Origin of the sequence: Phytohabitans kaempferiae (genome assembly GCF_042433955.1) — a bacterium.
GTDB classification, from domain to species: domain Bacteria; phylum Actinomycetota; class Actinomycetes; order Mycobacteriales; family Micromonosporaceae; genus Phytohabitans; species Phytohabitans kaempferiae.
Map to the genome: position 1 here is coordinate 110,780 of NZ_JBHLUH010000052.1, position 13,748 is coordinate 124,527.

The 13,748-nt window shown below is 71.1% G+C and carries 8 protein-coding genes and 1 pseudogene; 1 reads left to right on the top strand and 8 read right to left on the bottom strand.

From position 1 onward, the window contains the following. Positions 1-196 precede the first annotated feature (196 nt). From rho to ACFFIA_RS25020, 6 genes and pseudogenes are all read right to left on the bottom strand, one after another. Positions 197-2,101 carry a transcription termination factor Rho gene (gene rho / locus ACFFIA_RS24995; RefSeq protein WP_377254369.1) on the bottom strand — a complete coding sequence of 635 codons (1,905 nt, stop codon included), beginning with the start codon at positions 2,099-2,101 and terminating at the stop codon, positions 197-199. Positions 2,102-2,319: 218 nt separating this feature from the next. Next, positions 2,320-3,263, bottom strand: a pseudogene (gene thrB / locus ACFFIA_RS25000) (homoserine kinase). Between the two features lie 155 nt (positions 3,264-3,418). Further along, entirely contained in the window at positions 3,419-3,592 is a 174-nt protein-coding gene (locus tag ACFFIA_RS25005; protein WP_377254372.1) for a type II toxin-antitoxin system antitoxin, read from the bottom strand. 13 nt (positions 3,593-3,605) lie between these two features. Continuing rightward, complete coding sequence (locus tag ACFFIA_RS25010) at positions 3,606-4,478, bottom strand: SPFH domain-containing protein (RefSeq protein WP_377254375.1); 873 nt, start codon at positions 4,476-4,478, stop codon at positions 3,606-3,608. A 40-nt stretch (positions 4,479-4,518) separates the two neighbouring features. Then, entirely contained in the window at positions 4,519-5,745 is a 1,227-nt protein-coding gene (locus tag ACFFIA_RS25015) for an MFS transporter (RefSeq protein ID WP_377254378.1), read from the bottom strand. 16 nt (positions 5,746-5,761) lie between these two features. Further along, positions 5,762-8,980, bottom strand: a complete 3,219-nt coding sequence (locus ACFFIA_RS25020) for an efflux RND transporter permease subunit (protein WP_377254381.1) — start codon at positions 8,978-8,980, stop codon at positions 5,762-5,764. A gap of 245 nt (positions 8,981-9,225) precedes the next feature. Between ACFFIA_RS25020 and thrC the strand changes: the two genes are divergently transcribed. After that, entirely contained in the window at positions 9,226-10,275 is a 1,050-nt protein-coding gene (gene thrC / locus ACFFIA_RS25025) for a threonine synthase (RefSeq protein ID WP_377254384.1), read from the top strand. A 794-nt stretch (positions 10,276-11,069) separates the two neighbouring features. On the opposite strand, the gene ACFFIA_RS25030 is transcribed toward thrC, so the two are convergent. Together ACFFIA_RS25030 and lysA are read right to left on the bottom strand one after the other, a co-directional pair. Continuing rightward, the gene (locus ACFFIA_RS25030; RefSeq protein ID WP_377254387.1) at positions 11,070-12,362 is read right to left on the bottom strand and encodes a homoserine dehydrogenase; all 1,293 of its coding nucleotides are present in this window, start codon (positions 12,360-12,362) and stop codon (positions 11,070-11,072) included. After that, on the bottom strand, positions 12,359-13,744 hold the full coding sequence (gene lysA, locus ACFFIA_RS25035) for a diaminopimelate decarboxylase (RefSeq protein WP_377254390.1): 1,386 nt from the start codon (positions 13,742-13,744) through the stop codon (positions 12,359-12,361). The genes ACFFIA_RS25030 and lysA overlap by 4 nt, the downstream gene beginning before the upstream one ends. Positions 13,745-13,748: the final 4 nt, after the last annotated feature.

A 13,748-nucleotide genomic window follows, 5' to 3' on the forward strand; every position in this document is an offset into this window, starting at 1 on the left:
GGCGAAACGCGAAGTGTGAGGACGCTTTCACGTGGAGTCACTCAGACATCGGACATCGTGTGCGATCGGCCGATTCATGTCATACCGCCGACAGAACGGTTGCGGGCGCGCGTCGCCGGGCGTCAGAGGCCCTGCCCCAGGACGAAATCAGGGGCAAGGGATCGACGATCCCTTGCCCCTGACGGGGAGAACCTACTTACTCTCCCGGAGTCGACTTCGCGATCTGCATCAGGAACTCGATGTTGGTCCGCGTCTGCTTGAGGCGGTCGAGCAGCAGGTCGAGTGCGGCCTGCGACTCCAGCGAGTGGAGCACCTTGCGCAGCTTGTGCGAGATCGCCAGCTCTTCCGGCGCGAGCAGGATCTCTTCCTTACGCGTGCCGGACGGGTTGATGTCGATCGCCGGGAAGACGCGCTTGTCGGCGATCTTGCGGTCGAGCTTGAGCTCCGCGTTGCCCGTGCCCTTGAACTCCTCGAAGATGACCGTGTCCATCATGGACCCGGTCTCCACCAGCGCGGTGGCGAGGATGGTCAGGGAGCCGCCGTTTTCGATGTTGCGGGCCGCGCCCAGGAAGCGCTTCGGCGGGTAGAGCGCGGTCGAGTCGATACCGCCCGACATGATCCGGCCGCTCGCCGGCGCCGCCAGGTTGTAGGACCGGCCGAGCCGGGTCACCGAGTCGAGCAGCACGACCACGTCGTGGCCCAGCTCGACGAGGCGCTTGGCCCGCTCGATCGCGAGCTCGGCGACCGTCGTGTGGTCCTGCGGCGGGCGGTCGAACGTGGCCGCGATGACCTCGCCCTTGACCGACCGCTGCATGTCGGTGACCTCTTCGGGCCGCTCGTCGACAAGCACGACCATGAGGTGGCACTCGGGGTTGTTGCGCGTGATCGCGTTGGCGATCGCCTGGAGCACCATCGTCTTACCCGCCTTGGGCGGTGAGACGATCAGCGCGCGCTGCCCCTTGCCGAGCGGCATGACCAGGTCGATGACCCGGGTCGTGAGGATGTGCGGCTCGGTCTCCAGCCGCAGGCGCTCCTGCGGGTAGAGCGGGGTCAGCTTGTAGAACTCGGGGCGCCGCCGCGCCTCGTCCGGGTCCATGCCGTTGATGGTGTCGAGGCGGACCAGCGGGTTGTACTTGTCGCGGCGCTGCTCGCCCTCGCGGGTGGCGCGCACCGCGCCGGTCACCGCGTCGCCCCGGCGCAGGCCGTACTTCTTCACCTGCGACATCGAGACATAGACATCATTGGGGCCGGACAGGTAGCCGGTCGTGCGGACGAACGCGTAGTTGTCGAGGACGTCGATGATGCCGGCGACCGGCACGAGCACGTCGTCTTCGGTCACCTGCGGCTCGTTGCCGCCGCCGCCCTCGCTCCGCTCGCCACGGCCACGCCGGCGATCCCGGAAGCGGCTGCGCCGGCTCCGGCGGCCACCGCTCTCGTCGCCGTCGTCGTCACCGTCGCGGTCACGATCGCGGTCGTTGCGGTCATTGCGCTCGTTGCGGTCGGCCCGCTCGCCGCGGTCCCCCCGCTGGCCGCGCTCGTTGCGGTCACGGCCGTTGCGCGAATCGCGGTCGCCCCGCTCGTTGCGGTCGGCCCGCTCGCCGCGGTCACCGCGCTCTCCCCGCTCGGTGCGCTCAGCCTCGTCGGGAGCGGTCTCGGTGCGGGACTCCGGCGGACCCGCCGGACGGCTCGCCCGGCGCGAGCGCGGCTCGCGCTCCTCGCCGTCGGTCGACGGCTCGGGGGCCGTCACGGTCGCCGGAACGTCGCCGCCACGGCGCTCGGGCTCAGTGGTGGTGGTGTCGGGCACCTCGGCGCGGACCTCTTCGCGAACCGGCGCGACCGCGGCCGCGACCTCGGCCCGCTGGCGCGGTGCGCCCGCGGCGGCTTCGGCCCCGCCGCCCTGGCGCTCGGAAATCGCGGCGATCAGCTCGCCCTTGCGCATCCGGGCCGTACCCGAGATGCCGAGCGACGCGGCCAGGCCCTGCAGCTCCGGCAACAGCATCGCCGACAGCCCGGTGCCGCTGCGCCGACGGCGCACGGTGCCAGTGGCGGCCTGCTCAGCGACGTTGGTGACATCCGACGTCACGTCGGTGGTGTCGCTCAATGGATTCCTTCCCTCGATAGGCCGGGGCTGCCCGGATCGAAGATCCTAGGTGGCCGGGCGGCCTCGGTGCACCCGCCTCATGTGATCAGGGCGGGAGTTTGTAACACAGCAGCGGTGGGCCTAAGCAGCGGATAAGACGAACTGACCGCCGAAAGCTTCGGGGTGCGCCGCCACGCAGAGATCTATTGCCTCGCGACTGTGCTAGGGCCAGAGCGTAATCAACTCATCGGACCTGCGGCAACAGTGGGCCGCTCGGCGTGTCCCAGTGTACCCCCTCAACGCGGGCACCGGTGACATCTACTTCCAACCGTTGTGCGGACCAGCCCATTCCCGGCGCGAAACTCTCCGGGACCGGTGACAGCGCGAGCACGGACGGTCCGGCACCGCTCACCACCGCCGCCACACCTGCCTCACGCAACGCCGTGACCAGCGCAAACGTTCCCGGCATGCCCGGCGCCCGGTAATGCTGGTGCAGCCGGTCCTCGGTCGCCGGCAGCAGCAGCGCGGGATCCACGGTCATCGCATGGACCAGCAGCGCCGCCCGCCCCGCCGAACGCGCGGCGTCGGCGTGTGGCACAGAATCCGGCAGCGCCGCCCGGGCCTCCGCGGTCAGGCCACGCTCCGTAGGCACGAAAACCGTCGGGAGTACGCCTTCGGCAGGTCGCCGCGTCACGGCGATCGCGCCCGTCTCCTCCGTCCACGCGATGGTGAAACCGCCGAGGAGGCAAGGCGCGACATTGTCGGGGTGCCCCTCGATGCGTGCGGCGAGGCGGAGCGCGGCCGCGTCGTCCATCCGCCGCCGCCCCTCCACGACCAGGCCTCGGGCGAGCTGGATGCCGGCCACGATGGCGGCCGACGAGGAGCCGAGCCCGCGCGCCTGCGGGATGCGGTTGACGCACGACACCGCGAGACCGGGCGGGCGGCCGCCCAGCTCGTCGAAGGCCGCGAGCGCCGCGCGTACCACCAGATGGGACGCGTCGGTGGGCAGCTCGCCGGCGCCCTCACCGGTCACCTCCACGGCGATGCCGCCGGCCGTCACCCGGGCCGAGACGTCGTCGTGGAGCGCCAGCGCCAGCCCCAGCGCGTCGAAGCCGGGACCCAGGTTGGCACTGGTCGCCGGTGCCTGTGCGCGCACCGCGCCGGGGACGAAGGAGGGGGCCACGCGCTCATGCTAGAGCCTGTGCCGATCGGTGCCCGCCGCACACCTCGTCGCGGAGGTTGGCAGCCCAGGGCCTTGATCGGCATCCCGTCCCCTGGACCGGCGGCGAGCCCGGGGACCCGCTCCCCCGCTGATCCACGGGTCTCGCGCCGAGTGGTCTATTCGTCGGAGGGCGGGCTGCGGCGGGGGGCGCGGCCGGCGGTCTTCAGGGCCAGGCGCAGTGCGTACTCGATCTGGGCGTTGATGCTGCGCAGGTCGTCGGCGGCCCACTTGGCCACCGCGTCGTAGACGTCGGGGTCAAGCCGGAGCAGTAGCTTCTTGCGCTCGGGCATGAGCTTCCTCGGGTCAGCTGTACAAGGAGCCCGTGTTGACGACGGGCTGGACGGCCCGGTCGCCGCACAGGACCACGAGCAGGTTGGCCACCATCTGTGCCTTGCGCTCCTCGTCGAGCTCGACGACGTGCTCGTCGCGGAGCCGGTCGAGGGCGTTGGAGACCATGCCGACGGCGCCTTCGACAATCTTGAACCGGGCGCTCACGATCGCACTCGCCTGCTGCCGCGCCAGCATCGCCTGGGCGATCTCGGGGGCGTACGCCAGGTGCGTGGTGCGCGACTCGAGCACCTCGACGCCGGCGAGCTCGACCCGCTCGCGCAGCTCCTGGGTCAGCTCCTCGCTCACCACCGAGCTGTCGCGCAGGCTTGCCCGGCCGCTGTCGTGCGCCTCGTACGGGTAGCTGGTCGCCATGTGCCGCACGGCCGCCTCGGACTGGACCGCCACGTACTCCACGTGGTCGTCGACGGCGAACGCGGCCCGGGCCGAATCGACAACCCGCCACACGACGACGGCCGCGATCTCCACCGGATTGCCGTCGGCGTCGGAGACCTTGAGCCGCGCGGTCTCGAAGTTGCGCACGCGCAGCGTGACGCGGCGCTTGGCGGTCAGCGGCACGGTCCAGTGAAAACCGGCCGCGCGGATGCTGCCCACGTAACGCCCGAAGAACTGCACGACCTGCGCGTCATTGGGGTTGACGATCGTAAATCCGCTCGCCACCACGGCCAGCACCAGCGCGAACACCGAGGCGACCGTCACGGTGCTCACCGCCGTCGACGCGTCGGAATCGCCGGCCGTAGCGAGGATCACAACCAGGCCGACCACGGCGAGCACCAGCAGCCCCGCGACGGCGACGAACCCGGATACCCGGAAGGCAGGTCTCTCCATGAGCGCTCCTCGATAGCAAAGTGATATCACCACGATAGCGTCAGGGAGCCTCCTCCGCCACCGCCGGCGTGAGGCCGCGGGTCGCGATCCGCCAGCCCACGGCGTAGACGACCGTGACCAGCCCGCAGCCGGCGATCAGCGCCCGCCCGTCGACGTGGTCGACCAGCGCGGCGACCGCGAGCTGGCTGACCGAGATGGAGAGCGTGGCGAGCATCAGGTCGGCGGCGAAGACCCGCCCCCGCAGCCGGTCCGGCACCTCGCCCTGGAGCGCGAAGTTGGACAGGATCCAGTTGGTACCGCCGGCGAAGTGCGCCGCGAAGACCAGCGCCAGCACGAGCGGAAACCAGGGGACGACGGCGACGCCGACGTAGGCGAGGCCGTAGGCGGACATCGAGATCGCCAGCCCGGGCAGCAGCCACGAGCGGTGACCGAGCACCTTGCGCATGGCGAGCGGGCCGACGAGGGCACCGGCGCCGCGTACGCCGAAGAGGAGCCCCGCGCCCACCGCGCCCACGCCGAAGCGGCCGGCCAGCAACGGGAACACGGTCAGCACCCCGTTGCCGAGCCCCACCGCCGACTTCACCGTCACCAGCGCGAGCACACGCGGCCGGTGGGCGATGTAGGCGAGCGACTCGCGGATCGCGGTCCACGTGCGCGGCGTGGCCCCGGCGCTCTCCCTCGGCGCCTGGAGGGGACGGCGGATCCGCCACTCCAGCACCGCGGCCAAGCCGAGGCTCACAGCGGCGATCCAGAAGCAGGTGTACGGGCTGAACGCCGCGCTCAGCACACCGCCGAGCGAGGCGCCGACCACCGCCATCGTGCCCCACGACGAGCCGGCGATCGCGTTGGCGGTGGCGAGGTCCTTGGGGTCGACGACGTTGGGGAGCGCGGCCTGTGCGGCGGGCGAGTAGAACGCCTTCGCCACCGCCAGTGCCCCGATCGCGACGAGCGCCACCGCGGCCGCGGCCGGACCGCGTACGGCTTGCAGGAGCAGCACCGCGAGCAGGGCCGCGATGTTGGAGAGGATCAGCAGCGTCTTGCGGTCGACCCGGTCGGCAACGGTGCCGGTGAGCGGCAGCAGCAGCGCCACCAGCCCGGTGTCCACCGCGAGCACGAGCCCGCCCCAGACGCCGCTGCCGGTCAGCTCCGGGAGGAGTACCAGCAGCGGCACCATGACGAACCAGTCCGCACCGAACACGACCATCTCGGCCGCGTAGAGGTTACGGAAATCGCGGTTGCGCGTAAGGAGCGAAAGGGGGGACGCCACGTACGCGAACGTTACGTCACTGCATGGGTTTCTTAATCTTCGGCAGGCGCAGCACCTCGAACTGGTCGGTCCCCTCGATCAATGCGGCCGAGGGCTTGGCGGGCGGCGGGGCGACGAGCGACTCGCCACCGCCACCGTTTCCGTTGGGCGTGCGCGGCACCGGCGCGGCGTACGCGGGCTGCGGCCCGGCACCGCCGCCGATCCGCTCCTTGAAGGTCTCCACCATCGTGTAGAGCGTCGGTACGAGCACCAGCGTGAGCAGCGTGGAGCTGATCAGGCCACCGATCACGACGATCGCCAGCGGCTGCGAGATGAAGCCACCCTCGCCGGTCAGCCCAAGCGCCATCGGCAGCAGCGCGAAGATCGTCGCGATCGCCGTCATCAGGATGGGCCGCAGCCGGCGCCGCCCGCCCTCGACGACCGCCTCCAGCACCGGCATGCCCTGCTGGCGGTACTGGTTGATCAGGTCCATCAGCACGATCGCGTTGGTGACCACGATGCCGACCAGCATGAGGATGCCGATCAGCGCCGGTACGCCGAGCGGCGTGCCCGTGATCAGCAGCAGGCTGATCGCACCGGTCGCCGCGAACGGGATCGACACGAGCAGGATCACCGGCTGGATCAGGCTGCGGAACGTGGCCACCATGATCACGAAGACGATCGCGATCGCGGCGAGCACGGCGAGCCCGAGGTCGGCGAAGGCTTCCTGCTGGTCGGCGCTCACGCCGCCGATCTGGTACGTGGCGCCCGGCGGGAGCTGGAAACCCTCGAGGCGCTCGGTCAGCGCGGCGGTCACCGCGCCCAGGTTGGAGATCGTGGCGGTGCCGGTGACGGTCGCGCTCCGCTCGCCGTCGATCCGGGTCACCGCGATCGGGCCGGAGACCTCGCTGATGTCCGCCACGTCGTCCAGCCGGCCGCCGCCGATCGGGTAGGCGAGCAGGTCTTCCACCGTCGTCGGTGCCACGGCCGGACGGACCACCACGTCCTGCTGCACGCCGTCGATCGTCACCTGGCCCACTGGCGCGCCCCGCATGACCTGCGCGACGAACTGGCCGATCGCCTGCTCGGTGAGGCCGGCACGGGCGGCCGCGGCCCGGTCGACCACGATGTCGAGCCGCGGTACGTCGTCGGTGAGGCTCGTGGAGACCTGGGCGATGTTGGGCGTGGTGACCATCGCCAGGTGCACCTGGTCGGTGGCGAGCGCCAGCGCGGCGGGGTCGGACGCCTGGACGATCACCTGGAGCTCGTCGGCCGCGCCGCCGCCCGGTCCGCCACCACCGCCGCCGATGGTGATCTCGCCGGCGTCGTTGATGTCGCCGAGGCGCTGGCGCAACTCGTCCTGCACCTCGCCGGCGTCCACGCCATCCTTGACGGTCACCGAGAAGCTGGCCGCGGTAAGCCCGCCGCCGCCAAACAGCCCACCGCCACCGGCGCTCACCTGGTACGACTCGATGTCGTCCCGGCTGGCCAGCACGCTCTCCACCTTGCTCGCGGCCGCGTCGGTGGCGTCCAGGCTCGTGCCGGGCGGCAGCTCCTGGCTGATCACGAACGTGTCCTGGCCGGAGTCGTCGATGAAGTTGGTCTCCAGGCGCGTGGAGAGCCCGAACGTGCCGAGCAGCACCGCCAGCCCGATGCCCACCGTCGCCCACCGTCGCCGGGTCGCGAAGCTGATCACCGGCAGGTAGGCCAGCTGGAGGAAGCTCGTACGCTCCCGCTCCTCGGCCGCCCGGCGCACAGATGCCTGGTCGCCGGCGCCGGTGGCGGGGCGCAGGAACCAGTACGCCAGCACCGGGACGATCGTCAGCGAGACCAGCAACGAAGCCAGCAGCGCCACCGTCACCGTGATCGCGAACGGCGCGAAGAGTTGCCCCACGAAGCCGCCGACCAGCGCGATCGGGGCGAACACCGCGACCGTGGTGAGCGTCGAGGCGGTGACCGCGCCGGCCACCTCCTTCACGCCGTCGAGGATCGCGCGGCGCTTGTCCTCGCCGTACCCCAGATGGCGTTTGATGTTTTCCAACACCACGATCGAGTCGTCGACCACGCGGCCCACCGCGATCGTGAGCGCGCCGAGCGTGAGCAGGTTGAGCGAGTAGTCGCCGATCCAGAGCGCGATCAGCGCCACCAGCACCGACAGCGGGATCGACACCGCGGTGACCAGCGTCGAGCGCACCGAGAGCAGGAAGACCAGGATCACGAGTACGGCCATCAGCAGGCCGAGCAGGCCCTCGGTGGTGAGGCTGTGGATCGACTTCTCGACGAAGGGCGCCTGGTCGAAGACCACGGTCAGCTCGGTCGCACCGCTCTCCCCCAGCGCGGCGAGGCGGTCACGGATCTCGTGCGAGATCTCCACCGCGTTGCCGTCGGGCGCGGCGGTCACCGCGATGCCCAGGCTCTCCTGGCCGTTGGTGCGCGTGAACCCGGTCGGCGGCGCCAGCCCCGACTCCACCGCCGCCACCGCGCCCAACTGCACCGGCGCCGCGCCGGGACCGGGGGCGAGCCACAGCTGCCGCAGGTCGTCGATGGTCGAGATCGGGGTACCCACCTGGATCGTGCGAGTCTGGCCGTCGGCGGTGAGCCCGCCCGCGGGGATCGCGATGCCGTTGGCCTGGAGCGCCGCGCTGATGGCACGGATGTCGACGCGGGCGGCGGCGAGCTTGGCGGGGTCGGGCGTGACGGTCACCACCTGGTCGCGCGCACCGGTGATCTCGACCGTGCGGACGCCGTCGATCCCTTCCAGATCGGGTACGACCGTGCGCTTCAGCCGGTCGGCCAGCTCCTTCTGGTCGCCGCCCCCGGTGCTCGCCGCGGCCAGCACGATCGCCGGCAGGTCGTCGGTGCTGCCCGCGAAGACCTGCGGCTCCACCCCGGCGGGCAGTTGTGGCCCGAGCCGGTTGAGCGTGGTCTGAAGCTTGTTGACCGCGTCGTCGAGGTCGGTGCCGAACTCGAACTCGACCTGGATGCTCGCCGAGCCCTCACGGGACGTGGAGGTCACCTTGCTGAGCCCGGCGATCCCCTGCACGCCGTTTTCGATCGGCTCGGTGACGCGCTGCTCGACGATCTCCGGTGCGGCGCCCGGGAAGGGCACCACCACGAACGCCGCCGGGAACTCCAGCGAAGGCAGCAACTGCTGCTTCAGCGAGGGGATGGCGAACGCCCCGAACGCGGTGATGACCACCGCGACGAGCGCGACCAGACCGCGGTTGGCGAGGCTGAGTCTGGCGAACAGCGACATGTCGGAGCTCACTCCAAGGGGGATGGGAAACGCACGAGGGGATGCGGCGCTCACGATAGCGGGCGTCACTCTGGTGCGGTGTAGGACATCCGGCCTCACCTGCCCCAGCCGTACCGTCTTTCACTCTTTCGTCGCCCTATGGCGGCCGGGTCCGTCCCGGTAGGTGGTTATTGGCCGAGTGGGGAACACCCCTGAACGGGAGAGTGGGGCATCCTGGACGGGCAACGCGAGACGGGAGAAGCGCCATGTGGCGGGGTCTTATTGAGCAGTACCGGGACCGCCTACCGGTCACCGAGTCCACCCCGGTCGTCACGCTGCACGAGGGCAACACGCCGCTCGTACCAGCTCCGGTGCTGTCCTCGCGGGTCGGCTGCGACGTCTACCTCAAGGTGGAGGGAGCCAACCCCACCGGCTCGTTCAAAGACCGGGGCATGACGCTCGCCGTCTCGAAGGCGGTGGAGGGCGGCTCCAAGGCGATCATCTGCGCCTCCACGGGCAACACGTCGGCCTCCGCCGCGGCGTACGCGGCCCGCGCCGGCCTCACCTGCGCGGTGCTGGTGCCGCAGGGCAAGATCGCGCTCGGCAAGCTGGCCCAGGCGCTGGTGCACGGCGCCCGGCTGCTCCAGGTGAGCGGCAACTTCGACGACTGCCTGGCGCTCGCCTCCAAGCTCTCCCTCGACTACCCGGTGGCCCTGGTCAACTCGGTCAACATCGACCGCCTGCACGGCCAGAAGACCGCCGCCTTCGAGATCGTCCAGGCGCTCGGCGACGCGCCCGACATCCACTGCCTGCCGGTCGGCAACGCTGGCAACATCACGGCGTACTGGATGGGCTACCAGGAAGACCACACCGAGGGCAACGCCACGCGGCTGCCGAAGATGTACGGGTTCCAGGCCTCCGGCTCCGCCCCGATCGTCACCGGCGAGGTGGTGGCCGAGCCGTCCACGATCGCCACCGCGATCCGCATCGGCAACCCGGCCAGTTGGACCAAGGCCGTCGACGCCCGCGACACCTCCGGCGGCCTGATCGCCGCGGTGACCGACCGGCAGATCCTGGCCGCCTACCGGTTGCTCGCCCGCGAGGTGGGCGTCTTCGTCGAGCTGGCGAGCGCGGCCAGCGTGGCCGGACTGCTCCAGGAGTCCGAGGCCGGCCGTGTGCCACGCGGCTCGACGATCGTCTGCACGGTCACCGGCCACGGCCTCAAGGACCCGGAGTGGGCCATCTCGACCGCCCCCTCCCCCACCACCATCCAGCTCGACGTGCTGGCCGCCGCCCGCGCCCTCGACCTCGCGTAGCGGGCTGAAGAGCCTTCGATGTGGAGGTCCGGCCCATCAGGCTGCACGTCGGCGCGGCGAGCCAGCGCCCCCGCCCGGCGCTCACGGGATGTTGCGACGAAGCCGCCGGAGTTAGACGACCTGTGGCGTCATCGCAGCCATAACTCGTCTTGATCCAGGGGTTGCCCTGCCCGAGCGCCGCCGGTCCGACGAACCATCCCGACCGATCGCGGAGCTGAGGGTGGTCGGCGACGCGCTCGCACAGGCGCTGGACGCTTGAAACCTCGACCCGAAGCTCCAGAGCCGTCCGGATTCGCGTCGCTTCGGCTCTTGTAGTGCTTCTCGATCGAGGGCGTATCCGCGTGCTTGGGGCGCGGGACGCTCGCGGTCGTGGAGATCCAGGTCGCCCCGCGGGGGCTATGTCGGGGACATAGCCCCTTGCGGCCGGTTTGAAGGGGCTGTGTCCCCGACATAGCCCCCACACCTGCCAGGTCCGGCGCGGCAACCCACCGGACCCGGCATCCACGCCGCGACCCGGCATCCGTCCGGGCTGGGCGCACCGGTGCGCCCAGCTCGACAGCTTCGCCAACACACGACATCAGGTCCGAACGCGGCCCAGCCCCGCGATCACCTCGAGGCCGAAATCTCTAGATTTCGAATCCCTGGAGCCTCCCGAGACGAATGCAGGGCCAGCGACATGGAAACCCGCCGCGACCCGGCACGCCTGGCGGCGCAGGACGGCCGCGATCGGCGGCGGTTGCGAGGGTCGCGGTAGCTCGAATCTGTCGAGATCAGACCCTCGGCGGCGGCTGAACTCAGGTGGCGTCGATGCCCTCCACGCGCAGCACGCTCGCGATCGAGCGGACGATGTCGAGCTGCTGGAGCTCGCGCACGGTGGCCGCGAGGGCGGCGTCGGGGGCGGCGTGAGTGACGATCACCAGCACGGCCTCGTCGCCGCGGCCGGACTGGCGCACCGTGGCGATCGACACGTCGTGTTTCGCGAACACGCCCGCGACCGCGGCGAGCACGCCGGCGCGGTCGGCCACGTCGAGGCTGATGTGGTAGCGCGTGACCGCCTCGCCCATCGGGCGGATGGGCAGGTCGGCGTAGCGGGACTCGCTCGCCGCGCGCACGCCGGCGAGCCTGTTGCGGCTCACCGCGACGATGTCGCCGAGCACGGCGCTGGCGGTCGGCGCGCCTCCGGCCCCTCGTCCGTAGAACATCAGCTGGCCCGCGGCCTCGGCCTCGACGAAGACCGCGTTGAACGCGTCGCCGACGCTGGCCAGCGGATGGGAGCGCGGGATCATCGCGGGGTGTACTCGGACGCTGACCGAGCCGTCGATCCGGGCCGCGATGCACAGCAGCTTGATCGTGCACCCCATCGCCTTGGCGCTGGCCACGTCGGCGGCGGTGACCTCGGTGATGCCCTCCCGGTGCACGTCGGCCGCGCTCACCCGGCTGTGGAACGCCAGCGAGGCGAGGATCGCCGCCTTGGCCGCCGCGTCGAAGCCCTCCACGTCGGCGGTGGGGTCGGCCTCGGCGTATCCGAGCGCCGTCGCCTCCTCCAGCGCCTCACTGAAGCTGGCGCCGGTGGCGTCCATCGAGGAGAGGATGTAGTTGGTGGTGCCGTTGACGATGCCGGTGACCCGCGTGATCGTGTCGCCGTGCAGCGACTCGCGGAGCGGGCGGAGCAGCGGGATGGCGCCGGCGACGGAGGCCTCGTAGTACAGGTCGGCCCCGCCCTCGGTGGCCGCGTCGTGCAGCGTGCCGCCGTCTTCGGCGAGGAGCGCCTTGTTGGCGGTCACCACGCTCTTGCCGGCCTTGAGCGCCTCGACCAGCCAGGTGCGGGCCGGCTCGATGCCGCCCACCACCTCGACCACCACGTCGACGTCGTCGCGCTTGACCAGGCCGAGCGCGTCGGTCGTGAAGAGCGCGGCGTCGACGGGCAGCTCACCGCGGTCACGGCCGAGCCGGCGCACGGCGATGCCGGCGATCTCCACCGGCGCGCCGATCCGTGCCGTGAGGTCGCTGGCCTGCTCGTGCAGTAGCCGTACCACCTCCGAGCCAACAGTGCCGCACCCCAACAGCGCCACCCGTACAGGCTTCATCCCACATCCAATGCCAGCAGGTCGTCCTCGGTCTCTCGCCGGACGATCACGCGCGCCCGCCCGTCACGCACCGCGACCACCGGGGGGCGTGGCACGTGGTTGTAGTTGCTCGCCATGCTCCGGCAGTACGCGCCGGTGCCAGGCACGGCGAGAAGATCTCCGGGCTGCACGTCGGCGGGCAGGAATTCATCCTTAACGACCACATCCCCGGACTCGCAATGTTTTCCCACGACGCGGGCGAGGATGGGCGGCGCGGTCGAGGTGCGAGAGGCCACGGTGGCCGAGTACGTGGCGCCGTAGAGGGCCGCCCGGATGTTGTCGCTCATGCCGCCGTCGACGCTCACGTACGTGCGGATGCCGTCGACGTCCTTGACCGTGCCGACCTCGTACAGCGTGAAGACGGCGGGGCCCACGATCGCCCGCCCCGGCTCGATGGAGAGGCGCGGGAGGGCCAGCCGCAGCCCTTCGCACTCGTCCGCCACGATCTTGTCGAGGCGCTTGGCGAGGTCGGAGGGGGCGGCCGGGTCGTCCTGGGTCGTGTACGCGATGCCGAAGCCGCCGCCCAGGTCGAGCTCGGGCAGCTCGACCCCGCGCGCGTCGCGGATCTGCGCCTGGAGCCCGAGGACCCGGCGCGCGGAGACCTCGAAGCCGCTCGTGTCGAAGATCTGCGAGCCGATGTGCGAGTGCAGCCCGCGCAGGTCGAGCACGTCTTCGTCGATGATCCGGAGGGCCGCGTCGAGCGCCGCGCCGCCGGCGAGCGAGAAGCCGAACTTCTGGTCTTCGTGCGCAGTCGCGATGAACTCGTGCGTGTGCGCTTCCACGCCCACCGTCACCCGCAGCAGCACGCTCGGGCGCTTGCCCAGCTCGCGCGCGATGCGGGTCAGGCGCTCGATCTCGTGGAACGAGTCGACGATGATCCGCCCCACGCCGGCCTCGACCGCGCGGGTCAGCTCTGACACCGACTTGTTGTTGCCGTGGAAGCCGATCCGCTCCGGCGGCATGCCCGCCGAGAGCGCGGTGGCCAGCTCGCCGCCGGTGCACACGTCGAGGTGGAGCCCCTCCTCGGCGATGATCCGCACCACCGCCCGGCACAGGAACGCCTTGCCCGCGTAGTACACGTCGCAGCCGGCGAACGCGGCGAGGAAGTCGCGGCAGCGGGCCCGCATGTCGTTTTCGTCGAGGACGTATGCCGGAGTGCCGAACTCCTCCGCCAGCTCTCGCACGCTGACCTCGCCGACCGCGAGCGCGCCGTCGGCAGCGCGCGCCACGCTGGCGGGCCACAGTTGCGGCAGGATCACGTTGACGTCTTCGGGGGTACGGAGCCAGGCCGGCCCTCGGCTGCCCAGCTCGCCGTGGAGTGCCCCCGCCTCGTGCGCTCGCACGCCG